Genomic DNA, 22,198 nt, shown 5'->3' with positions numbered 1-22,198 from the left:
GAAGTCGCGAGAGCGTACGCGGACCTCCTGATCAGCCCTCCCCTGTAGCCATCGATCCACGCCCGATCAACGAGACCCCTGCCGGAGACTCAGATGACCGATACCGACACCACCGTGCAGAACGACACCGCAGGCAAGAACGACAACGCCGACGCAGCCCCTGGGGACCAGCATCCCCTTCCGGTGGACAACCGTGCCAGCTACACCGCCTTCGCCTTCGCCTTCGTGTTCGGGCACGGCGCGTTCGCCGTGTCCACCGGGCCGGACCCCCTGCTGGAGCTGCCCGGCTGGCTGCCGTTCGTCCTGCTCGGGCTGGGCATCGTGCCCGGGGTGATCCTCGCCCTCATCGCCGCCAAGCTCGCCCAGTTCGGCGCCGACGAGGCCTCGGTCGCGCGGGAGAAGCTGGTCGGCACCGCGTGGGGCACCGTCTTCATCGCGCTCACCATGGCCATCAGCGGCATGACGAGCACCATGGAGATGTCCGCCGACGCGCAGGCGGTGCTCTGGCCCACCGGCGCCGTGTTCGTCGTCGGAATGATCAACATCGCCGAGGGCGCCATCCGCCGCAACACGCTGCACTACAGCCTCGGCAGCTGGCTCACCCTCGTCGGCGCCGGTGCGCTGTTCTTCAGCGGTGCCGGAGCGCTCGGGGTCCTCGCCGTCGCGGGTGGCGGGGCGTACGCCCTCGCCGCCTACCTCGAGCGTCGTCGCCTCGCCAAGCTGCGCTGAGCGCTCCCGGCGTCGGGACGGCGTCCTGCCCAGGACCGGACGAACGCGGTGGTCCGCCGACCACCGCGTTCGTCGTCTCTCGGCCGCGCCGGGTACGGAGGCGTCGTCTTCCCCTGCGGGTCCGTCGGTCCCCACCTGCCTGCGGTCGGCAGGCGAGTCCGAGATCTCATCCCGCACGTGGCCGTGCGCCGCTCCGCGGACCGTCTTCGGCCGCCTCGACCCCGCGCCGCCGCTGCCGGCGACACCCATCGGCGCCACACCGTCGACGAGTCTCGCCATTCCCGTCGGCACGGCGAGGTCGCGCGGCCTCTCGGACCAGGGCGCCCCGACGAACGAAAGCCCCTCAGCCGGCCTCGGCGCGCGCGGTCGCCGCGAGCAACGCCGCGACGACGTCGTCCTCGGCCGTGCCGCTCGGCGTCTCGGCCCGCCAGGCGACGAATCCGTCCGGACGGACCAGGACCGCGCCGCCGCCCTCGATGCCGTACGCGGCGGCGAATCCGCCCGCGACGCTGCGCAGGTCGGAGCCCGCCCCGTCGACGACGTGCACCGCGAGCGCGACATCGGTTCGCGCCGCGGCCTTCGCTCCGGCCTCCGCCCACTCCCCCGAACCCGAGGTGAGCAGGACGAACGACCCGCCGAACAGGTCGAGCGAGGACGACTCCGCCGCACCGTCGGTGAGCACGACGTGCGGAGCCCGCGTGCCGGGCTGGCCGCACAGGTCGCCGGGGGGCACGGGCGCTCCGCCGTCGTAGCGGTAGCCGAAGACCGTCGCCCCGTAGTCGGCGGAGTGGTCCTTGTCCGCGTCGGACCCCGTCCGGTCGTGCATGAGCGACAGCGAGGTGCGGAACGTGAGGAACGCGGCGGCCTGCCGCTCCCGCTCGTAGGTCTCCAGCAGAGCGGGCCCTGCGGTGCCGGTCAGCACGGCGGCCAGCTTCCAGGCCAGGTTGTGCGCGTCCTGGATGCCGAGGCTGGCGCCGAAGCCGCCGGTCGGCGGCACCAGGTGCGCCGAGTCGCCGACGAGGAAGATCCGGCCGGAGCGGTACTGCTGGGCCACCTGAGCGCCGAGGTCGAACCGCAGCGCCTTGACCCCGCCCGCGGGCAGCTGGGCCAGGATCGTGACGTCGATGTCGTCCCGGCCGATGGCCGCCGCGATCAGCGCCTGGAACTCGTCGTCGGTCATCTCCTCGAGGGTGCGGCCCTGCGGGATGCTGGTCGCGAAGATCCACCGCCGCTCGCCGTCGTGCGGGTAGATCACCGTCTGCGGATGCGGCTGATCCAGGTAGGACATGCCGAATCGGCGGCCGCGTAACACCGGTTCGAGATCGGCCTCGAACAGCACCGACAGCGTCGTGGCGAACATGCCCGGCCCCTGCACGCCGATGCCCAGCGCCTCGCGCAGCGGACTGCGACCGCCGTCGGCGGCGATCAGGTAGTCGGCGCGGACGGTGCGCCGTTGTCCGGACTCGCGGTCGAGCAGAACCACCGAGACACCGTCGACGTCCTGATGATGCGAGACGGCCTCGGTCGAGAACCGCAGCTCGACCCCCGACTCCACGGCCTTGGCCCGCAGGACGTGCTCCAGCCGGTCCTGGTCGATCGGCACCCAGGTGGTGGGGCTGACGTCGCCGCTGGGGTCGGGCTGGTCGGCGGGCCCGGAGAAGATCTCCCGCCCGGCCAGCGACTCCGCCCGCAGCATCGGCAGCGACCCGAAGTCGGCGTTCATGCTCGCCTCGGCGCGCAGGGCGGCTTCGAGACCGACCTGTCGGAAGGCCTCCACGGTGCGGGGATTGATGCCCCGCGCCCGAGGATGCAGCAGGGTGTCCGGATGGCGCTCCACCACGAGCGCCTTCACCCCGTGCGAGGCGAGGAACACCGCGGTCGACAGGCCGGCCAGCGCCCCGCCCACGATGAGCACCGGTACCCGCTCGTCAGGTGTCGTCATGCCAGCTCCCTTTCGTCTGAGTCACTCGTCGGTGACGCGGAGCCCTCGGGACACGACGGCTCCGCGAACCTGTCAGCCCGTGTCGGCGCGGTCACCGCCGCGGATCGGGGTCGCGGCGGCCGGAGTGCCTCCGCACCGTGGCGTCCACCGGGTTCGGGGCTCTTCGGGAAACGGCGCCGATCCGCCGCGGGTTCCGGGGCGGGTTCCGCGGGGTGGACGGATCGGCCCGGCCCTGTCCAGCCCGCCGACCGCACGACCACGCGCCGCCATGCACGGTCACGGCGGCGCGGGCGTGCCGGTCAGGCCGTTACGGCTTCTTCGCGATGAGCAGCGTGTCGAAGTCGCTGAACGGCTCGTCGGTGATCGACGTGAAGCCCGCCTTCTCGGCGTGGCCGCGCAGTTCCGAGACCGGGTACTCCGAACCGCCGTCGGTGACCAGCAGCATGTCGAGACTGATGACCAGGTTCTCGACATGGCGCGGGTCGTCGTCCAGCATCCGGTCGTAGACCAGCAGCGTCCCTCCCGGGTTCAACGCCTTGTACGCCGCGTTGACCAGGAACTCCCGCTGGTCGCGATCCCAGTCGTGCAGGACGTGGCCCAGCATCACCAGGTCCGCCTTCGGCAGCTCCTGCTCGAAGAAGCTGCCGCCGTGGAAGTGCACCCGGCCGGTGACGCCGTACTCGGCCATGTGCTTGTCGAAGAACTGCTCCATCTGCGGCATGTCGAAGACGTGCCCGACCAGATGCGGGTTGGCCTTGACGATCTGACCGGCCATGTTGCCCCGGCAGCCGCCGATGTCCAGGATCGACTGGTACGGGGTGAAGTCGATGCGCTCGATCAGCTCCGGGCCCAGGACGTGCGTCAGCGCGTCCATCATGTGCACGAACTGCGCCAGGAACTTCGGGTTCGCCAGCACCGCGTCGAAGTCGCCGACCGACTGGGGTCGCCCGGTGCGCAGGCCCTCGGCCAGCTTGCCCCACGCCGGGTAGAGGTTGCGATCCGAACGCAGCATGAAGCCGCCGACGTAGCCCTTCTCGCCACGCACCAGGTGCCGATCGGCTCCTTCGGCGTTGCTGTAACGGTCGCCCTCACGCACCAGCAGCCCGAGCGCGACCAACAGCTGAAGGAAGTCGGACAGCCCGCGACCGTGAAGGTCCAGTGCCGTCCGGATCTCCTCCGTGGTCGCGGGCCCCTTGCGCAGAAGGCTGAAGAGGTCGAGGTCCACCGCGGTCAATAACGCCTTCGCGTCACAGAAGGCATTGCCGAGACGGATGAGTCCTGCCGGAGTGCTGGTGTCCGGGGCTGTGCTCGTCATTCGCACGACTCCTTTTCCGACGGCGGATGGCGAGGCTGCCGATCCGATTTCGCGGTCGAGCCTCACATCACCGCTTGGAGGGACACTCAAGACACGTTCGAGTCGCAGGCCGGGCGGCCGTCCTGCTCTTGAGTTCAGAGATATTCGAGGTCACCCCGGTAAATCCTGCATCAGGGTTACCCGATGGTGTGGCTTCATTCGGGGCCGCACGGTCGGCCCCTCGACCCTGTCCCGCTGGATCTCGAACAGAGGAAACGGGCATGTATGACGTGAAGATCCCGGTGCTGATCGTGGGCGGTGGGCCGGTCGGCCTGTCGTCCGCACTCTTCTTAGGTCGCCATGGCATCAAGACCATGCTGGTCGAAAAGCGGGACGGCACCTCCCGACTGCCGCGTGCGCCCGGCCTCCAGGCCAGGACCATGGAGCTGTTCCGCGCCGCGGGTTTCCACGAGGCCGTGCGGGCGCTGGAGATGGGCGACTCGCACCCGTACTTCGAGGGCGGCATCATCCAGGTCAACACCTTCGCCGAGATCGACGACGCGGTGGTGCTGGAGTCTCCTTCGCTCGACGGACCCGACATCAGCCCGGAACGGGTGATGGGCTGCGGTCAGGACCGCTATGAGCGGGTGCTGGTCGACATCGCCAAGGACAACGGCTCCGACGTGCGGTTCAACACCTCGTTGCAGTCCTTCGAGCAGGATGCCGAGGGCGTCACCGCGATCATCGAGGACCTCGCCACGGGTACTCGCACCACCGTCCGGGCCGACTATCTGATCGGCGCCGACGGGGCGAACAGCAGGACGAGGACCACGCTCGGCGTGGAACGCGAGGGCCGAGGCACCGTGTTCAACGCCTTGAGCATCTACTTCCGTGCCCCGGAGCTGGAGGCCCTCCTCAAGGACCGCAAGTTCATCCTCTGCTATGCCACCGCCGCGCCCGGCACCCTGATGGGTCTGTCCCGGCTGCACGGCTGTGATCCGTGGCTCGCCGCGCCGCTCTACCACCCGGATCAGGGCGAGAAGCCGGAGGACTTCACCGACGAGCGGTGCATCGACATCGTGCGCACCGCCGCGGGCAAGGACGACCTCCACGTGGAGATCATGGACAAGGTGCCGTGGCAGGGCGCGCAGCTGGTCGCGGAGACCTTCCGCCGCGGGCGGGTGTTCCTCGCGGGCGATGCGGCGCACCTGCACCCGCCCGCGGGCGGCTTCGGAGCCAACACCGGCATCCACGACGCCCACAATCTGGCCTGGAAGCTGGCCTCGGTGCTCAAGGGCGTCAGCGGGGACGCGCTGCTGGAGACCTACGACGCCGAGCGGCGCCGGGTGGGCGAGGCCATGGCCGAGCAGGCGATGGTCCGCAACCGCATCCGGCACGGATACGCCGACGACGAGACCCGGGCGCTGATGGTCGACGACGTCATCATCACCCTGGGCTACCGCTACAACTCCACCTCGATCCAGGGAGTCGAGCCCGACGCCAGGGTGCTCTCGCCGAAGCTCACCCTCACCGGCGCGCCCGGCACTCGTGCCCCGCACGTCTGGCTTCGGCGCGACGGCGAGCGCATCTCCACTGTGGACCTGTTCTGGGACGAGTTCGTGCTGCTCACCGGCTCACGCACCAGTGGGTGGGCCGAGGCGGCCGACCGGGTCGCCAAGCAGCTCGGCGTCCCGCTGCGCTGCGAGGTGATCGGGCCGGACGGCGATCTGCTGCCGGACGGGCGGAACTGGGCACAGGCCTATGGCGTCGGACCTCAAGGGGCGGTGCTCGTCCGACCGGACGCCTTCGTCGCCTGGCGGCAGCAGGATGCCGTCGAGGACGCGGACCGGACGCTGACTTCCGTCGTGGCGGCCGCCGCGGGACTCGATCCCGACGTGATCGGCTGAGGAGGCGACCAGCACCGCGGCCTCCGATCGGAGGTCGTCACCTGACCGGCGGGGGACGGATCGACGCCTGCTCCGCGCGATCCGGCTCCCGCCGCCGATCCCTGGCCAGACCGCTCGGTCGGCGGGGCGTCGACGACCACGACGCACAACGACTCCGGCTGACGACAGTTACCGAGAAGGACGGACATGACGACTCATCTGGAACCGGTGACCCGGCCGCATCCGCGGCACTTCCTGGACAAGGCGATGGCGTTCCAGCCGTCGAAGATGGTGCTGGCCGGACTGGAGGTGGGCCTGTTCGACCTGCTGGCCGAGGCGCCCGCCACCGAGTCCGTGATCCGAGAGCGACTCGGTCTGCATCCGCGTGGCACCGGGCACTTCCTGGACGCGCTCGCCGCGCTCGGAATGCTCAACCGTGACGGCGACGTCTTCAGCAACAGTCAGGCCGCCGAGTTCTTCCTCGTCCCCACGCATGACGAGTACATGGGCGGCCTGCTGCACATGGCGAACCGGGTGATGTATCCGGCGTGGGGCAGGCTCGCCGAGGCGCTGCGCACCGGCAGACCGCAGGCCGCGACGTACACGGGCGACACCATGTTCGAGCAGCTCTACGAGAACGACGAGAAGCGCGTCGACTTCATCGGGATGGCGGAGGCGGCCAGCAAGCCGCTGATCCCCGCGCTGATCGAACGGTTCGACTGGTCGGACCGCACCCTCGTCGTCGAACTCGGCGGATGTCGGGGCAACGTCCTGGCCCAGCTCGTGCGGGCGCACCCGCATCTGGACGGGACCGTGTTGGACCTGCCACAGCTGCGGCCCGCCTTCGACGAGCACATGGCCGCCCTCGGCACCACGGGGACCGTGCGTTTCGAGGGCGGCGACTTCTTCGAGTCGATCCCCGAGGCCGAGGTCATGATGATCGGCCACTCCCTGATCGACTGGGAGGACGCGCAGCGGCGACGACTGCTCGCCAACGCCTTCGCGGCGCTGAAGCCGGGCGGCGCCTTCCTGATCTGGGACCCGATCATCGTGGAAGGCGAGGAAGGGTACCTGCGTAACCTCGTCACCAGCCTCAACCTCCAGCTCATGACGCCGCACGGCACCGGCTACCGCCTTCAGGAGTGCGTCGAGTGGCTGACGGACGCGGGCTTCGCCACGGTCACGCACCTCTCGCTCGGCCACGATGTCACGCTGGTCATCGGGCACAAGGCGCCCTGACCGACACTGCACTACCCGACTCCGGGCTCGCCGTGCGATCGGCGAGCCCGGACTTCTGTCTCAGGGTGTTCTGGGAAACGATCCAGTCAGGAGTGACCGTCAACATGTCAACAGTTCAGAGCCGGCACGACAGACCGTCGAACGGACGTCGACGTGATCGGCGAAGCACGTTGATCTATCTCCTCATCGTCGTCCCGCCCTCGGTCGCCGCGCTCGTCCTGATCCACGAGCACACTGATTGGACACGTAGGCAGGCGGACGCCGGGGAGTCCGTCGGGCATGTGGTGGCGCCACTGCACGACGTGCTCGGCATGGTGCTCGTCGCCTGCACGGTCGTCGTGGTCGTCACCCAGCTGGCGGGCTCCTTGGCCGCTCGCCTGAACCAGCCGAGAGTGATCGGGGAGATCACCGCAGGCCTGTTGCTGGGCCCCACCGTGCTGGGGATGCTGGCCCCGACGGTCGCCGAGTTCCTCTTCCCTCCTGACGTCCAGTTCTTCCTCACCGCCATCGGCCAGCTCGGCGTCATCTTCTTCATGTTCGAGGTCGGCCGCGAACTACCGTTCGCCCTGCTCAAAGGCAATGCAGGGACCGCGTTGGTCGTGGGCCACGCCGGCATCGCGATTCCCTTCCTCTGTGGAGTCGCCTTCGCGCTGTGGCCGCTGGCGGGTCTTCGTCCTGACGGTGTGGGCACCGGTCCCTACGCGGTGTTCCTCGGCGTGGCGCTGAGCGTCCCCGCCTTCCCGGTGCTCGCGAGAATCCTCAAAGACCGCAAGCTGAAGGACACCGGTATCGGCGCCCTCGGCATGGCGACCGCGGGGATCGAGGACGTCACGGCGTGGTGTCTGCTCGCGCTCGTCGTGGCGGGGGTGAGCGGCGACTCGCTCGGCGGGGCGGGAACCACCGTTCTGCTCTCGGTGATCTACGCGGCGGTGATGTGGTGGGGAATCCGTCCGCTGATGGCGCGGATCGCCCGGTACGCCGACGCGCGACCGGAGCGATCGCCGATGCTGATGATCGCGATCCTGCTGCTTGTGCTGCTGTCCGCGGGCGTCACCGCGATGATCGGCGTCGAAGCCATCTTCGGCGCGTTCCTCGCAGGCGTGATCACTCCCCGAGGGTCGCGAGGCGCCGAGGAGTTCGCGTTCCGGCTGGCGGGCCCGACGCACTGGCTGATGCTGCCGTTGTTCTTCGCGGGAATCGGGCTGAGCACCGATATCTGGGACGCCGTCTCCGGCGCGGGCGTACTGGTCGTGCTGCTGGTGTTGATCGTGGCCATGGGCGGGAAGTTCGTCGGGGTGGTGCTGCCCGCGGTGGCTGTGGGCGTCGATCGACGATCCGCGCTCGCGTTGGGCACGATGATGAACTGTCGAGGCCTGACCGAGATCGTCGTCCTTCAACTGGGACTGTCCCTCGGGGTGATCTCGCCCGACCTGTTCGCGGCGTTCCTGGTGATGACCCTGATCACCACGGCGATCACCGGCCCGCTGCTGGAGCTGTTGCGGCCGCGCCGGACGGGCCCGGACTCGCTGTGGCTGATCGCCGGGCCCAAGGTCGAGGCGACGCCTCCCACGACCGTGGGCGGCTGATCATTCGACGCGCGGGCGGGGCGGGAGTCCGATTCCGGGGTCCCGCCCCGCCGCCGTCTCGGGAGGCGGGACGCCGCGGTCTCCGGGTCGGCCTGCCGATCGGCGGAGGTTCCGACGGTCGTCTCTCGGCGCGGCGTACCCCGCCTGTCCGCGGGCGGGCAGGCGACGTGCCCACCCGAGCCGGCGGCGGTGCGGCGATGCGGGCCGGTGTCGTCTCAGGTGGTGATCGATCAGGGCGAGGCTGCTCGGCCGCCGAGGGGCCCGGAAGGAGGTCGGTCCCACGGCACCGGAACGCCGCGGATCGCCGGTGGCGGCACACGCGACGCTCCACCGACGCTGGGCCGCGCCGCTCGTCCCTCCAGTCTTGCCCCCCGGGCCGGTGAACGGCACGCAGCTCCTCGGCGCGGCCGTCGACCACGGAGACGGGCTCCGACAGACACGGAGACACGGAGACACGGAGACACGGAGACGGGCGTCCCACACGGAGTGGACGGTCACGCCACGACACACGCACTCGGCGGAACACCAGCGCGACACAACCGCGACACGGCCCCCGGCACACGGCGTCCCCGGCGAAGCGGACAACGGCGGCTCACGCCCATAGCACGGGTGACCGTCGACGGTTCCGGCGGCTGCGCTCCGGGGTCTTTCCGGCCAGAACAGGCATGGGGGACACTTCGGCGGACGACGGCACGGCCCGAGGTCTTGCCTTTTCCGTCCGATTCGCTCGGTGCGATTCGCGCAGCCGGGCCGCTCGGTCCGAGCACACGATCCCCGCCGTTTCGCTTCGGGCGGCCACATCGGACCACGCCCCCACGTCGGGACCGCGCACACCGGGGCCGCACATGCCAGAGCCGCACATGCCGGTGGCCGTCGTCCCCTGGACCGGCAGGCGCCGGACACGCTGTGGCGCCGAACGCCGAGCACAGACGCGACAGGGCCGGGCCACACGGGCCCGGCCCTGGTCGTCCCGTCCTCACGCCAGGCTGATCGCCACCGCGTTGACCAGTACCGCGAGCAGCGCGAGCGTGGTGCGCAGCGTGTGCCATCGCCGCCACAGCGGCCGAGGATCCGACCAGTCGGCGGGCATGGACTCGGGGTCCAGTCCCTTGACCCGGCGGTTGATCGGCACGTTGCAGAAGTGCGACACCACGGACACGGCCAGCAGCAGCACCGCCCCGACGATGTAGAGCATGCGCCCCGTCCCCGCGGGCACGAGCACCGCCAGGACGATGCAGACCAGCATCGAGGACAACACGATGATCGGCATCGTCGGATCCCAGTTACGGCCGATCAGCTTGTGTGTGTAGACGTAGCGATCCGGCGGCATGGCGGTCAACGCGGGAAGGACGCTCAACGCCACGGCGAAGAGCACCCCCGCCACCACGCCGCTGCCCAGCACGGCGAGGACCCCGAGCACCGCCGCCGTCACGCCAGGACCGCCTTCGAGATCAGGTCGACCTGATCGGGGTCCGAGGTGCACGGGAAGAGCAGCAGCTCGTCGCAGCCCGCCTCGGCGAACTCGTCGACCGTCCTGCGCAGTCGATCCTCGTCGACGATGACCGCCGAGGCAGCCCGCTCCGCCTTCGGCCCGATGTAGGAGTAGTAGTCACGAAGATAGGCACCACCGCGTTCCCTGCCCTCTGGGCCGAGGCAGACGTAGCTCAACGACACCATCTTCGGCTTGTCCGCGCGGCCGTGCCGACGGAACTCCTCCTGTGCCTGGCGGACGAGTTCCGGATACGCGGTCGCCGAGCTGCCGCCCGCGATCCAGCCGATGCCGTGCTCCGCGGCTCGGCGCATGGCCGAGGGCGAGTGTCCGCCGAACAGCAACGGCGGACCCTCGGCGGCGGGTCGAGGTCCGACGCCCGCGAACGGCCCCTCGCCCTGCCAGGTCCTGGTCAACTCGCTGATCATCTCATCGAGTCTGCGACCACGACCGCCGTAGCGCACGCCGGAGGCGAGGAAGTCATCCTCTCGGCCGCCCGCGGCCAGCCCGACGACGAGCCTGCCGTCCGAGATCCGGTCGATGCTGGCCAACTGCTTGGCCAGCACGGCGACGCTCGGACGATAGGCCGCCAGCAGGATCGTGCTCGCGAGCCGGATCCGCTCGGTGGCCGCCGCCGAGGCGGCGAGGGCGACGAGCGGGTCGTAACTGTCGTAGACCAACCGGTCCAGGACCGCCAGGGTGCTGAAACCCTGTTGGTCGGCCCGACGCGCGAACTCCGTCAGATCGCGACCGCGCGCCCCCGGTACCGTCGTCGGGAGGCCGACTCCGATGTCCATCGTGACTCTCCGTTTCCTGTCCTGTCGGTGTCCCCCGCCCCCGCTGCCCGAGGAGGCGCTCAGCCGGTGGCCTCCTGCGGGACGGCGGCCCGATGGACCGTTCCGCCCGGCGGCGGGTCGAGGGCGCTCGGGGCGGCGACGCCGTCGCCGGTGAGGTCGACCGCGGCGGCGTCGACGACCGCCGCGGCGTCGTCATCGCCCCGGCCCGCCGCGATCAGCGCGTCGTAGCGACGGGCCGTCTCGTCGACGACGGGCAGCCCGAAGCCCCGCTGCGCCGCCGCCTCCTGCACCAGCCGGAGGTCCTTGCGCATCAGCTCCGTGCGGAAGCCGGCAGGCGTGTAGTCCCGCCTGCGCATGAACTCCGCTCGGAAGCTGAGGACCGGCGACCTCCACCCGCTGCCGTCCAGCGCGTCGAGCACCATGTCCCGCTCCAGCCCGGCCGACTCGGCGAAGGCCAACGCCTCGGCCAGGCCCGCGGTCTGCACACCGAGGATCAGGTTGAACGCCAGCTTCAGGGAGCTGGCCCGCCCCCAGGAGCCGAGGTAGCGGACCTCCTGCCCCACCGCGTCGAGCACGTCGGAGACCGACTCCACCGCCGCCTCGTCGCCGGAGGCGAACACCCGCAGCTTGCCGAGCCTGGCCATCTGCGGGTTGCCGACGACGCATCCCTCCACCCGCGCGATCCCCAGCGCGGCGAGCCGCTCGGCCGCGGACCTCGCGTAGTCCGGGGCCACGGTGGAGGCGTCGACGACGGTGCTGCCCTCGGCGAGCCGCCCGACGACCTCGCCGAAGAGCACCTCTTCGACGGCGACCTCGTCGGCCAGGCTCAGCAGCACCACCGAGGCCGACGACGCGGCGTCACCCGCCGACTCGGCGAGGGTCGCGCCCGCCTCCACCAGTGGCAGGGCCTTCTCCCTGGTGCGGTTGTAGACCGTCACGGGGAAGCCCGCGGCCACCAGTGCATGCGCCATCCCGCCGCCCATGCCGCCGAGGCCGATGACGGCGACCGATCGGACCGCCACGGCGCTCAACTCCCCACCGGGTGTGTGTCGACGGAGAGCTGGGAGATGCAGCGCATGCTCGCGTTCTTGAAGTACGCGCCGAAGCCCTCCGCCGTCGAGGTGTCCCGCTGCTCCGCCAGGTAGGGCGCCAGCTGATCCTCGATGAGGTGCACGCCCTTCTGCGCGGCCATGTGGCGGGCGATGGCACGGAAGTCGCCCTCGTAGTGGATGACCCGCACCATGAACTCGTCCTTGATGAAGACGGCGGTGCCCAGCAGCCTGCCGGCGGGGGCACCGTCCTCGGACTGGAACTCGGGCGTGTCCACCCGCTGGAAGCCGGCGAAGATCTCGGCGATCTCGTCCTCGTGGCCCGGCTGCACCTTGTAGGTGATCGCGGCGTACGGCATCAGACTCCTCCATCCACGTTCAGGGTCGCTCCGGTGATGTAGCGGGACGTGTCGCCTGCCAGGAAGATCACGGCACCCGCTACGTCGTCGGGCTGGCAGATCCGGCCCAGCGCCGTCATTCCGACGATGCGCTCGACCGCCTGCGGCGGCAGCCCGGCGCCCTCGGTCGTCTCGGTGAGACCGGGGGCGACCACGTTGACCCGGATACCCCTCGGGCCGAGTTCCTTGCACAACGCACGGGTGAAACCGATCAGCGCGGCCTTGGAGGCCGTGTAGTGCACGCCCGCGGAGCGACCGCGCAGCGCGACCGACGAGCCGATGCCGATCACCGAGGCGCCGTCGGCGAGCAGATCGTGCAGGGCGTGCGTCACCAGGTAGGCGGCGGTGACGTTGTGCTCCAGCACCCGACGCCACTCGTCCTCCGCCAGTTCGCCGAAGGGCACGGCCCCGTCGACGCCGACGTTGTTGACCAGGACGTCGACCGTGCCGAAGGTCTCGCGCACCGCCTCGGCGAGCTGTTCCACGTCGGCGGCCACCGTGACGTCGGCCTGAACGAGCCGGTGGGTGACGCCGCGCTCCTTCAGCTCTCTGCCGAGGTCTTCCGCGGCCTCTCCGGGGCTGCGATGGACGATGATCAGCTGGGCGCCCTCCCGGGCGAAGGCCAGGACGGTCGCGCGTCCGATTCCTCGCGTGCCGCCGGTGACGACGACCTTCCTGCCGGACAGTCCTTGATCCACCGAAGTTCCTCTCATCGGGGCGGCCGAGCCGAGTCCTCTCGCGGCCGCGGTGCGTGCTTGCCGTGGTGTGAACTCCCCTGGTGTGCCGCCGAGCACGCGGGGCTGACCGACCGCGCAGGCGTCAGGGGGCGGAGGCGATCGGGGCCGGGGGCTCTTCGACCCTTCCCGGGCCGCTCTCGTCAGGCCCATCCGGGCCCAACGCCCTGGTCAGCGCCCGTCGCCGCAGCGCGAAGAACAGGCCGACCGAGGTGGCGACGGAACCGAGCATCAGGTAGTAGAGCGGTTCGGGCATGACGGTCGCGAGCTGCACGACCCCGCTGCCTAAGCCGCCGCCCATGCCCGCGAACAACCAGAGCAGGCCGAGGACGCGGGAGGTGTACTGCCGGGGCAGCACGTCCGCGGCGGCGGCGATGGTCACGGCGGCGACCACGACCTCACCGCAGGCGTGGGCGAGGTAGACGATCAGCAGCCACATCGGCGAGACGAGCGTGCCGTCGGCGGCCAGGGTCGTCGCGACCGACATCAGCAGGAAGCTGCCGCCCATCAGGACCAGGCCGATGGAGAACTTCACCGCGAGGTTGTTCTTCCCGCCGATCCGGGGCATCGACATGGCGATGACCGGCGCCAGGACGAGGATGAACATCGGGGTCGCCGACTGGAGCCAGCTGGCCGGGATCTCCCAGCCGAGGATGACCCGGTCGGTGTGGTCTCGGGCGAAGAGGTTCAGCAGCGACGATGCATGGGCGTTCATCATCCAGAACAGCGTCGCGCCGAGGAAGACGCCCAGGAAGGCCCGCAGCCGCCGTCGGTCGCCGCCGCCCAGCTCCTTGTTCCGGTAGAGCAGGGTGTAGCCGAAGATCGGCGCGATCACGGCGCTGATCCCGGCGATCGCGATCACGACCATCAGGCTGAGCAGGCCCGACGCCCAGAGTCCCAGCAGCAGGGCGGTGATGGTGCCCGCCAGGCTCAGGACGATCCGCAGCGCCCTGGTGCGCTCCTGCTGATCGAGCGGTCGACTCGGGCCGGCGCCGACGCCGCCGAACTGCCTGCCGCTCAGGGCGATCTGGAGTCCGCACAGGAACATGGAGAGCGCGGCTACGGAGAAGCCGAGCCCCCAGTTCACCCGTTCCCCGAGGTAGCCGGTGACCAGTGGGGCCAGCAGCGCGCTGACCTGGATGCCGACGTACATCAGGGAGATGCCCGACTCCCGACGTCTGGCGTCCGGGTACATCAGGTTGATCATGCCCTGGTGGTTCGGCTTGAAGAGGCCGCCGGAGATCGCCAGGATGCTCAGGCCGACCGCCGTGCTCCAGCCCGCGGGCACGGCGAGGAGGAGATACGCCGTCATGCCGAGGAAGGAGGACAGCACCAGGGTGGGACGCTGGCCGAGGACTCGGTCGCCGACCCAGCCTCCGGGGTGCGACAGCATGAACATCAAGCCGATCCAGGCGCCGAACAACGCGGCGGACTCGCCGATCGGCAGGCCCAACCCGCCCTCCGAACGCGGCGCCGAGGCATAGAGCACGAGGATCGCCTGCATGCCGAAGAAGCCGAAGCGCTCCAGGGCGTCGGTGGAGAAGAGAGTCAGATACCAGCGGGGCAGAGCTCGGGTCGGGCCGGACTCCGCCGAGGACTCCCGTGTCGCGGAACTCATCGAGCAACTCCCGTGGGTGTCGTGCTGCGGCGGACGTCAGGCCTGGTTCACCGACGGCGTCGCCGCCGAGGTGCGCTGGAGGCCGAGCTGCGGGCGGAACGACAGGTAGAGTCCGTCGACGGCGTTCCCGGCGTGCATGGGCGCCTTCTTCTGCTCATGAACCTTGTTCAGGTTCGCCAGTGGGTTGGGGTTCCCGCTCTCCGCGCCGGTCAGGTGCTCGTGCACCTTCCGGTAGACCGACTGGGCGTCGTCCATGTCCTCGATCCCGGTGATGATCCGATCGAAAGCCGCCTGGATGTTCAACTCCTGGTGGTCCTTGCTGGACAGCCGCTGCGCGTTGTAGAAGTGGTGCTCCTTGCCCTTGTAGCTGTCGTAGAAGACCGAGACCAGCACGAGCATCCGCTCGTAGGCCTGGCGGTAGACGGTGTCGAAGAAGCCCCACGCCTCGGCCTCGGTCGTCTCGCCACGCAGCACGCTGCCGATGCTCGCCGCGCCGAGCATGGCGCTGTAGGTGGCCAGATGAACGCCCGTGGACAACAAGGGGTCGAGGAAGCAGGCCGCGTCGCCGACGAGCAGATAGCCGGGGCCCTGGAAGGATTCGGCGGCGTAGGAGTAGTCCTGCTCCACCTTCATCTCGCTGACCTTCTCCGCGTCGGAGAGCAGGCCGAGCACGCCGGGGCACTGCTCCAGCGACTGCCGGTACACCGCCTCGATGCTGCCCAGCTCGTTGCGGCGCCGGTTGAAGTCGTCGCGCCCGGTCACCAGGCCGACGCTCATGGTCCCGTCGTGCAGCGGGATCGCCCAGAACCAGCCGTCCGGGACGGAGGCCACCACGATCGAGCCCTCGGAACCCCGGTCCAGCCGCTTCGCTCCCTTCCAGTACGACCAGGCCGCGACATTGCGGAACACGTCGTGGAAGCGCCGCGACTTCAGGTACTTCGTCGCCATCACCCCGCCTCGGCCCGAGGCGTCGACGAGGTAGTCGAAGGAGATCCGCCCGGACACGTCGGCGTTCTTCGTCTCGGCCCAGGTGGCCGCGACCGGTCTACCGTCCTCGAAGTGCAGCTCCTTCACCGAGGTGCCCTCGACGACCTCGACGCCCAGTTCGCGGGCATGGTTGAGCAGCAGCTCGTCGAACTCGGAGCGGATCACCTGGAAGGCGTTGGTCCCGTCGCTGCCGAGATCGTTGAAGACGACCTCCCACTCCTCGGGCCCCCAGAGGAAGTAGGCGCCGCCCTTGGGCTGGAAGCCGTGCTGGTCGACCTTGTCCCAGACCCCGAGCAGTTCGAAGATCGGTTTGCACGACGGCAGGATCGACTCGCCGATGTGGTAACGCGGGAACCGGTCACGCTCTAACAACGTGACCTGGAAACCCTGTTGGGCAAGCAGTCCCGCGGCGGTGGACCCGCCGGGCCCACCTCCGATGACAAGGATCTGGGTCGCAGCACGCATGGGCGTCTCCACTCCGGCCTGCGGAAACCCGGATGCCGAGGCGTCGCCACGGCCAGGGTCGTCCGTTCGTCGGGCCCAGACTGGCAACGGTCCATCGAGAACGACTCAAGTCGATCTGGGACAGGCCGTGACGGCGAAGGAGGGTGCGGCTCACATCGCCCGACAGGCGCTACGGCCCAGCTCGGCGCCCGCGTCGGGACTCGGAGCGATCGGAGCGGCGAGGTCCTCGGGAACCGGCGTTCGGCACACGGCCTCGACACGTCGGCGGATGTGCTCGTGCCTACCCTGCCGTGTCGGTGTCGTGGTGGTGCCATGGCGGCGGTGCGGTGCCGGTGTCCGCCTCGATTCGAGGGCGCCGCGGAGGAACGGCACCGCCGCCCGGGCGCCGATCAGCGGATCGACGCCCGGACACGACAGTGGTCAGACCACCTCGAAGTTGACCATCATGGCCATGTCCTCGTGCTCGAGGTTGTGGCAGTGCACCAGGTACCGGCCCCGGAAGCCGCTGAAGCGCACCAAGACCTCCAGCACCTCGTACGGCCGGACGTCGACCGTGTCCTTCCAGCCCTGCTCGGCGGGCTCCGGCTCGGCGCCGTTGCGAGTGAGGACCTGGAAGTGAGCGAGGTGAATGTGGACGGGATGGTGGAAGTCGCTGGTGAACCGCCACAGCTCGACGGTGTCCAGTGCCGGGGTCGCCATGTTGCTCATCGGGTCGAAGGGCTCGCCGTTGATCGTCCACGTCTGGTGGCCGTTGACCGTGGTGAGCCGGAAGTCGAAGTCCCGTTCGGCGACGGCCTCGTCCCTGGTGAGCCGTTCGATCTCCGAGAGGCGTTCGGGGATCTCCGTCTCGTCGGCCTCCTCGCGGACCACGTCGAACCGCATGACCTGTCGGGTGCCCTCCTCGCCGAGGAGGTTCTCCAGGACCACCTGGGTGCCGACCGGGTAGGCGGAGAAGTCGATCACGACGTCGAAGCGCTCCGCCGGGGCGGCGTCGAACTCGTCGCGATCCACGGGCGCGGCCAGCAGCCCCTGGTCCGTGCCGATCTGCACGAACGCCGGGCCGTTCTCCGGCGCGGGCGAGAGCCCGAACCGGTAGCGGCGCGCGTTGGAGGCGTTGACGAGCCGGAAGCGGTACTTCGTGTTCGCCACCTCCAGCACCGGCCACGGCGCTCCATTGACCAGGACGACGTCGCCCTGCACCCCGGAGTGATAGTCGGGCTCGACGCCGGGGACGCTGGTCAGCGTCGCGTCCAGCGACGGGTACTTGAACTCGCCGTCGGCGCCGAAGGCCCGGTCGCAGATCAGCAGCGGGACGTCCTTGTCGCCCGAGGGGAGGCCCAGCGCGTCCTCCTCGTCGTCGTGCAGCAGGAAGGCGCCCAGGAGGCCCCGCCACACCTGCGGGGCGCTGAAGTCCATCCGGTGGTCGTGGTACCAGAGGGTCGCGGCCCGCTGCTCCAGCGGATACTCGTGCTCCTTGACCTCCTCGTGGAGCGTCCAGGCCTCCGGCGGCACCTGCATCACGTCGTGTGAGTGCCGCCGCGGATCGTGCGGGTAGTCCGCGGGCACGACGAGGTCGGTGGCGTAGCCGTCGGAGTCCGGCGGCGTCACGCCCCCGTGCAGATGAGTCGACGTCGGCACGGGCAGCTCGTTGCGCAGGGTCACCACCGAGCGCTGCCCGGCGCGGACCCGGAAGGTCGGGCCGGGGAACGTCCCGTCGAAGCCCCAGATCGTGGTCGTGGTGCCCGGCACGATCTCCTGCGCCGCCGCGCGTTGCACCAGTTCGTAATAGTCGGTGCCGTCCTCGCTGCGCACCGGCTCGGCGATCGCCGGAATCGGCAGCCCGACCCGGAAGGGCTCGGGCAGCGGGAGGTCGCTGCGCAGCAGTGCCCCGGCGTTCTCGCCGAACACGCTCGCGCAGCCGCTGCCACCGAGGACGACCAGGCCGAGCCCGCCCGTCAGGGCCAGGAAGCCGCGACGCGAGACCGCGGGACCGGATCGACGGTTCATCCCCGCCTCCTCGCGGTCCGCCGTGACACGTCGAAGCTCTTGCCGAACGCCCAGATGAGCAGTGCGACGGAGATTCCGAACAGCAGCACGCCCGTCGGGATGTGCAGGTCGACGACGCGCATGAAGCCCATCTCCGTCTGGGTGAACACCAGGACGGCGAGCAGCACGAAGGCGATGATCGGCCAGCCGGGCCCGCCGACCGGCCAACGCAGCAGCACGGCCGCGATGATCAGCAGGAAGACGAGGAAGAGGTTGGTGTGCGCGTTGATCTCGTGCATCGCGAGCATGCCGACGTCGCCGGTGACGAAGAGTCCGGCCAACACGGCCTGCAGGAAGGTGCTCAAGAAGTACAGGACCACGAGCACCCGGATGGTCAGGGCGATCACGAGGCGCAGTCCACGCCGCCTGTCCGGTGTCGTGGTGGTCATGTCGGCCGAGTCCGGTTCCACCCGGTTCGCCATCGGCTACTCCGATCTCCTGTAGACCGGGCGACTCTCGTCGGGCCGCCCGCCGTCATCGCCGCTGCCCCGGCGCGGGCGTCGCGCTCGGGCGCACCTCGTCAGTTCGATCTCACCCGGCGTCCGGGCAGACCGAGCGCAGATTACTACATACCGGGTAATCCAGCGCCGTCGATCGACTAGTCCGTTCGGTGACTGAAGCCGCGCCGAAGGACAGCGAGACGGCGGCTCGTACCAGGTACGGCGGCAGTGACGCGTTCGGCCGCCGCCCGAGGACCCGCGCTCTCCCGAGACCCTATGTCCCGAACCGAGCGAATTCGTCTGCCTCATCCGTGACGCGCCCGGTTCGATCGGCCGCCGTCGGGCGTCTCGACGACGGTCAGCACACGAGTCTCACCAGGGGATCCGGTGGGTGTACAGCGCGGCGCCCTTCTTCACGCCCGCCTTGAGGAAGACCGGTAGGACGAGATCGCGCACGACCCGGCCGATCGGGCCGGGCGCCGCCTTGGAGTTGCCGTTGTGTCGGGTCTGCTCGATCACGTGGTCCACCCTCGGCCTGCGGACACGCTCGTAGTCCGCGAACGCCGCCGGGATGCTGGTCGCGTCACGCAGACTCCGCGCCAGCACGATCGCGTCCTCCAGAGCCATCGACGCTCCCTGACCGGTGTGCGGCCCCATCGCGTGGGCCGCGTCGCCGAGCAGGACGATGCGGTCGGTGTGCCACCGCGACAGGGTGGGCGCGTCGAACAGCAGGTAGCGGTCGATCTCGTCGGTGGACGCGATGATGTCCACGATGGGAGAGCGGTCGCCCTGATGCATCTCCATCAGATGCTCGCGCCAGACGGCGTTGGGGATGCCGCGCAGTCGATGCCTGCTGGGCTCGTCGGCCTGGTGATAGTTCTGGAACCAGAAGACGTGACCGTCGGGCAGGACCTGGTAACCGAAGAACCCCTTCAGCCCGAACGTCATCCGCATGGTGCCGTCGGCCTTGAGCCCCGGCAGGTAGCCGACGCCGCCGGAGTCGATCATCTCCGTGTAACGCGGCTGCGGGAGGCCCTTGACCACCGCGTGGCGCACCCTGGACCGGATGCCGTCGGCGCCGACCAGCAGATCGCCGTGATCCTCGGTGCCGTCCCCGAAACGGACCCGGACGCCGTCGTCCGTCGTCTCGACCTCGGTCACCTCATGACCGAAGGTCGTGGGAATGCCCTGCGCCTCCACCTCCGCGACCAGCAGGCGATGCAGTTCGCCTCGGTGCAGCAGCACCGTGGACTCGGACAGCAGCGCCAGCCGCCTGCCCCGATGGTTGAGGAACTCGGTGCGCTCGGTCGCCTGGCCGATGGCGACGACCTTGTCGGCCAGGCCGAGGGTCCGCAGCACCGAGAGTCCGTTGGGCGCCAGGTTGAAGGAGCCGCCGTCGTCGGCGGCGTCGGCGGCCCGCCGCTCGTGTACGACCGGGTCGAAGCCCGCCTTCTTCAGGTAGAGGGCCACCACCGGTCCCGCGATGCCACAGCCGATGACCAGTGCGCGCTTGCGTCGTCCTTCGCTCGAAGTCATGCTGCGAACCTAGCATGATTATACGAAACCGAGCATTCGAGGCGAGCAATATCAGGGGCAAGACAAGGGGTGTCTCAGGGTTGGGCGAGACAAGGCGACGGGTGGACTCCCCGGGACCGCGACCGGGTGCCGACGTGGGGGACGCGCTTCGGGCAGATCATCGAACAGCGCACTTGAACGCCCGTCCGAATTCGACGACGGCCCCGCCTGGCCGGTCGGGGGACCTCGACTTTCCAGGCAGATCGATCCCGGCTCGTCCGCCGCGGCCACCGACGACGGCATCAGCCGCTCGTCAACCTGTCGGACTGAAGTACCAAATATCCGCGTTTGCAGTGGATGGCGGCGATCACACCGGCGAGGCCGGACCATGCGACGGCGGCAGGCACGGCGCCCAGTCAACCCTCGGCCTCTCCGGGCCACGCCGGGGAATCCCCCGATCCCATCGTCAGGGGCAAGCCCTGAGCCCGTTCGGAGGAGACACCTCACCACCGAATCGGCCGATCCATCCGACAGAGCGTGTCCACCTGTGCGATACCCCCGGGAGCCGTCACGATGTCGAACCGCGGCCGGACTCGCCCGGCCGGCCTTGCAACCGGCCCGTACATCCACGGCCGCCCACGCGAGTCAGGCGGCGTCCCGACGCAGGCGGCCGGGTCGTCGCCGACGGTCGACAGGTCGGGGTCCCGTCGTCCTTGCCAGGTTCGAGGGCCGCCCGGCAGGCTCGATCGATCGACGTCGGAACGAGAGCGCCTCGCGTCGTCACGACCGCAGGCGACACCCGCTCCGTCCGACCGCCTGTCGCTCCGGCCGGGCCTGGTCCCGAGATCCCCGCACCGGACGGCAGGTCTCACGACGACGGACCGAATCAGGCCGATCACCCTGCCCGACGATCACACCGACACCGAGGAGTCGTCATGACACAGTGGACCGAGGCGGACATTCCCGATCTGACCGGCCGTACCGCGCTGGTGACGGGGGCGAACAGCGGACTTGGCAGGCAGACCGCCGCCCAGCTCGCCCGGCGAGGCGCCCTGGTCGTCCTCGCAGGCCGAGACGAGGACCGGCTGGCGACCGCCGCCGAGGCCGTCGCGGCCGACGCGACCGGGCCCGCTCCGGAGCGGCTCCTGCTGGACCTGGCCGACCTCGCCTCCGTGCGCGCCGCCGCGGATCGCTTCCACGCCGACCACCCGACGCTGGACGTCCTGGTGAACAACGCCGGAGTGATGGCCGTCCCACGCCAGCGCACCGCCGACGGATTCGAACGGCAGTGGGGCACCAACCACCTCGGGCACTTCGCCTTGACCGGCCTGCTGTTCCCCGCGCTGGTCCGAGGCGCGGCGGCGCGCGTGGTCACCGTCAGCAGCAGGCTGCACAGCGCGGGGCGCATCCGCTTCGACGACCTCGACTTCACCCGCCGGTACAACCGGATGGCGGCCTACTCCCAGTCCAAGCTCGCCAACCTGCTGTTCGCCTTCGAACTCGATCGACGCTGCCGGGCGTCGTCCCTCGACGTGGTCAGCGTGGCCGCCCATCCCGGGCTCGCCGCGACGAACCTCTTCACGGCGGCGGGCGGGCTGTTCGGCTTCTTCGGCCGCGTGATGGTGCCGCGCTTCGCCCAGTCTGCCGAGGCGGGCGCGCTGCCCCAGCTGCGCGCGGCCACCGCGCCGGACGTCGAGGGCGGGCAGTATTTCGGGCCTTCCGAACGAGGAGAGCAGAGCGGTCCCCCCGTCGTGGTGCGTGCCGCGGAGCAGGCCTACGACGCGGCGGTCGCCCGTCGACTCTGGACGGTGTCCGAGGAGCTCACCGGCGTCCGCTTCGCGGAGCCGTCGACGCCCCCGGCGCTCCAGTGACTCCGCCCGACGCGTCCTTGCTCGGATTTCGAGTGAAGATGGGATCACCGAGGGTAGCGTCGACGGCTGGCATGACCGGTGTCGGCCGATCGACCGCCCGCACCGGCGCCATG

At 70.0% G+C, this 22,198-nt stretch carries 17 protein-coding genes; 5 read left to right on the top strand and 12 right to left on the bottom strand.

Annotated elements, in window-relative coordinates; genetic code table 11:
- The first annotated feature begins 93 nt into the window (after positions 1 to 93).
- Positions 94 to 729, top strand: a complete 636-nt coding sequence (locus AHOG_RS10290) for an ABC transporter permease (RefSeq protein ID WP_221438371.1) — start codon at positions 94 to 96, stop codon at positions 727 to 729.
- Between the two features lie 343 nt (positions 730 to 1,072).
- Here AHOG_RS10290 and AHOG_RS10285 read toward each other — a convergent pair whose 3' ends face one another.
- On the bottom strand, positions 1,073 to 2,671 hold the full coding sequence (locus tag AHOG_RS10285) for an FAD-dependent monooxygenase (RefSeq protein WP_093941163.1): 1,599 nt from the start codon (positions 2,669 to 2,671) through the stop codon (positions 1,073 to 1,075).
- A 307-nt stretch (positions 2,672 to 2,978) separates the two neighbouring features.
- The gene (locus tag AHOG_RS10280; RefSeq protein WP_093941162.1) at positions 2,979 to 3,986 is read right to left on the bottom strand and encodes a methyltransferase; all 1,008 of its coding nucleotides are present in this window, start codon (positions 3,984 to 3,986) and stop codon (positions 2,979 to 2,981) included.
- Between the two features lie 260 nt (positions 3,987 to 4,246).
- Between AHOG_RS10280 and AHOG_RS10275 the strand changes: the two genes are divergently transcribed.
- From AHOG_RS10275 to AHOG_RS10265, 3 genes are all read left to right on the top strand, one after another.
- Positions 4,247 to 5,872 (top strand): FAD-dependent monooxygenase, encoded by a 1,626-nt coding sequence (locus AHOG_RS10275; protein ID WP_093941161.1) that lies wholly within the window; start codon positions 4,247 to 4,249, stop codon positions 5,870 to 5,872.
- Positions 5,873 to 6,058: 186 nt separating this feature from the next.
- Positions 6,059 to 7,090: a methyltransferase gene (locus tag AHOG_RS10270; RefSeq protein ID WP_093941160.1), complete on the top strand. Its 1,032-nt coding sequence runs from the start codon at positions 6,059 to 6,061 to the stop codon at positions 7,088 to 7,090.
- Between the two features lie 170 nt (positions 7,091 to 7,260).
- The gene (locus tag AHOG_RS10265; RefSeq protein WP_157736749.1) at positions 7,261 to 8,676 is read left to right on the top strand and encodes a cation:proton antiporter; all 1,416 of its coding nucleotides are present in this window, start codon (positions 7,261 to 7,263) and stop codon (positions 8,674 to 8,676) included.
- Positions 8,677 to 9,652: 976 nt separating this feature from the next.
- Here the strand turns inward: AHOG_RS10265 and AHOG_RS10260 are convergent.
- The 10 genes from AHOG_RS10260 to AHOG_RS10215 all read right to left on the bottom strand — a co-directional run bounded on the left by AHOG_RS10260 (position 9,653) and on the right by AHOG_RS10215 (position 20,235).
- The gene (locus AHOG_RS10260; RefSeq protein WP_093941158.1) at positions 9,653 to 10,108 is read right to left on the bottom strand and encodes an anthrone oxygenase family protein; all 456 of its coding nucleotides are present in this window, start codon (positions 10,106 to 10,108) and stop codon (positions 9,653 to 9,655) included.
- The gene (locus AHOG_RS10255; protein WP_093941157.1) at positions 10,105 to 10,962 is read right to left on the bottom strand and encodes an LLM class flavin-dependent oxidoreductase; all 858 of its coding nucleotides are present in this window, start codon (positions 10,960 to 10,962) and stop codon (positions 10,105 to 10,107) included. Before AHOG_RS10255 ends, AHOG_RS10260 begins: the two co-directional genes overlap by 4 nt.
- 59 nt (positions 10,963 to 11,021) lie before the next feature.
- On the bottom strand, positions 11,022 to 11,984 hold the full coding sequence (locus AHOG_RS10250; protein ID WP_093941156.1) for an NAD(P)-dependent oxidoreductase: 963 nt from the start codon (positions 11,982 to 11,984) through the stop codon (positions 11,022 to 11,024).
- A 5-nt stretch (positions 11,985 to 11,989) separates the two neighbouring features.
- The gene (locus AHOG_RS10245) at positions 11,990 to 12,370 is read right to left on the bottom strand and encodes a SchA/CurD-like domain-containing protein (RefSeq protein ID WP_093941155.1); all 381 of its coding nucleotides are present in this window, start codon (positions 12,368 to 12,370) and stop codon (positions 11,990 to 11,992) included.
- The gene (locus tag AHOG_RS10240; protein WP_211290567.1) at positions 12,370 to 13,107 is read right to left on the bottom strand and encodes an SDR family NAD(P)-dependent oxidoreductase; all 738 of its coding nucleotides are present in this window, start codon (positions 13,105 to 13,107) and stop codon (positions 12,370 to 12,372) included. The genes AHOG_RS10245 and AHOG_RS10240 overlap by 1 nt, the downstream gene beginning before the upstream one ends.
- A gap of 121 nt (positions 13,108 to 13,228) precedes the next feature.
- Positions 13,229 to 14,761, bottom strand: coding sequence for a peptide MFS transporter (locus tag AHOG_RS10235; RefSeq protein ID WP_093941153.1), 1,533 nt, complete (start codon positions 14,759 to 14,761; stop codon positions 13,229 to 13,231).
- A gap of 36 nt (positions 14,762 to 14,797) precedes the next feature.
- Positions 14,798 to 16,213: an NAD(P)/FAD-dependent oxidoreductase gene (locus AHOG_RS10230; protein WP_093941152.1), complete on the bottom strand. Its 1,416-nt coding sequence runs from the start codon at positions 16,211 to 16,213 to the stop codon at positions 14,798 to 14,800.
- Between the two features lie 420 nt (positions 16,214 to 16,633).
- Positions 16,634 to 18,220 (bottom strand): multicopper oxidase family protein, encoded by a 1,587-nt coding sequence (locus AHOG_RS10225; protein ID WP_093941151.1) that lies wholly within the window; start codon positions 18,218 to 18,220, stop codon positions 16,634 to 16,636.
- Positions 18,217 to 18,681 carry a hypothetical protein gene (locus tag AHOG_RS10220; protein WP_093941150.1) on the bottom strand — a complete coding sequence of 155 codons (465 nt, stop codon included), beginning with the start codon at positions 18,679 to 18,681 and terminating at the stop codon, positions 18,217 to 18,219. Before AHOG_RS10220 ends, AHOG_RS10225 begins: the two co-directional genes overlap by 4 nt.
- Before the next feature lie 390 nt (positions 18,682 to 19,071).
- Positions 19,072 to 20,235, bottom strand: a complete 1,164-nt coding sequence (locus AHOG_RS10215; RefSeq protein WP_093941149.1) for an FAD-dependent oxidoreductase — start codon at positions 20,233 to 20,235, stop codon at positions 19,072 to 19,074.
- 914 nt (positions 20,236 to 21,149) lie between these two features.
- Between AHOG_RS10215 and AHOG_RS10210 the strand changes: the two genes are divergently transcribed.
- Positions 21,150 to 22,085, top strand: a complete 936-nt coding sequence (locus AHOG_RS10210; RefSeq protein WP_093941148.1) for an oxidoreductase — start codon at positions 21,150 to 21,152, stop codon at positions 22,083 to 22,085.
- Positions 22,086 to 22,198 lie beyond the last annotated feature (113 nt).

It is taken from the genome of Actinoalloteichus hoggarensis, from assembly GCF_002234535.1.
In the GTDB taxonomy this organism is placed as follows: Bacteria; Actinomycetota; Actinomycetes; order Mycobacteriales; family Pseudonocardiaceae; genus Actinoalloteichus_A; species Actinoalloteichus_A hoggarensis.
The sequence above is the reverse complement of the archived record's forward strand: the minus strand, read 5'-3'. Positions and strand labels throughout refer to the sequence as shown.

What these genes read in the sequence shown, in the direction of transcription:
- AHOG_RS10215 (WP_093941149.1), bottom strand. Translation starts at nt 20,235, where the DNA reads ATGACTTCGAGCGAAGGACGACGCAAGCGCGCACTGGTCATCGGCTGT.
- AHOG_RS10220 (WP_093941150.1), bottom strand. Translation starts at nt 18,681, where the DNA reads ATGGCGAACCGGGTGGAACCGGACTCGGCCGACATGACCACCACGACA.
- AHOG_RS10285 (WP_093941163.1), bottom strand. Translation starts at nt 2,671, where the DNA reads ATGACGACACCTGACGAGCGGGTACCGGTGCTCATCGTGGGCGGGGCG.
- AHOG_RS10275 (WP_093941161.1), top strand. Translation starts at nt 4,247, where the DNA reads ATGTATGACGTGAAGATCCCGGTGCTGATCGTGGGCGGTGGGCCGGTC.
- AHOG_RS10245 (WP_093941155.1), bottom strand. Translation starts at nt 12,370, where the DNA reads ATGCCGTACGCCGCGATCACCTACAAGGTGCAGCCGGGCCACGAGGAC.
- AHOG_RS10235 (WP_093941153.1), bottom strand. Translation starts at nt 14,761, where the DNA reads ATGAGTTCCGCGACACGGGAGTCCTCGGCGGAGTCCGGCCCGACCCGA.
- AHOG_RS10290 (WP_221438371.1), top strand. Translation starts at nt 94, where the DNA reads ATGACCGATACCGACACCACCGTGCAGAACGACACCGCAGGCAAGAAC.
- AHOG_RS10255 (WP_093941157.1), bottom strand. Translation starts at nt 10,962, where the DNA reads ATGGACATCGGAGTCGGCCTCCCGACGACGGTACCGGGGGCGCGCGGT.
- AHOG_RS10225 (WP_093941151.1), bottom strand. Translation starts at nt 18,220, where the DNA reads ATGAACCGTCGATCCGGTCCCGCGGTCTCGCGTCGCGGCTTCCTGGCC.
- AHOG_RS10210 (WP_093941148.1), top strand. Translation starts at nt 21,150, where the DNA reads ATGACACAGTGGACCGAGGCGGACATTCCCGATCTGACCGGCCGTACC.
- AHOG_RS10270 (WP_093941160.1), top strand. Translation starts at nt 6,059, where the DNA reads ATGACGACTCATCTGGAACCGGTGACCCGGCCGCATCCGCGGCACTTC.
- AHOG_RS10230 (WP_093941152.1), bottom strand. Translation starts at nt 16,213, where the DNA reads ATGCGTGCTGCGACCCAGATCCTTGTCATCGGAGGTGGGCCCGGCGGG.
- AHOG_RS10280 (WP_093941162.1), bottom strand. Translation starts at nt 3,986, where the DNA reads ATGACGAGCACAGCCCCGGACACCAGCACTCCGGCAGGACTCATCCGT.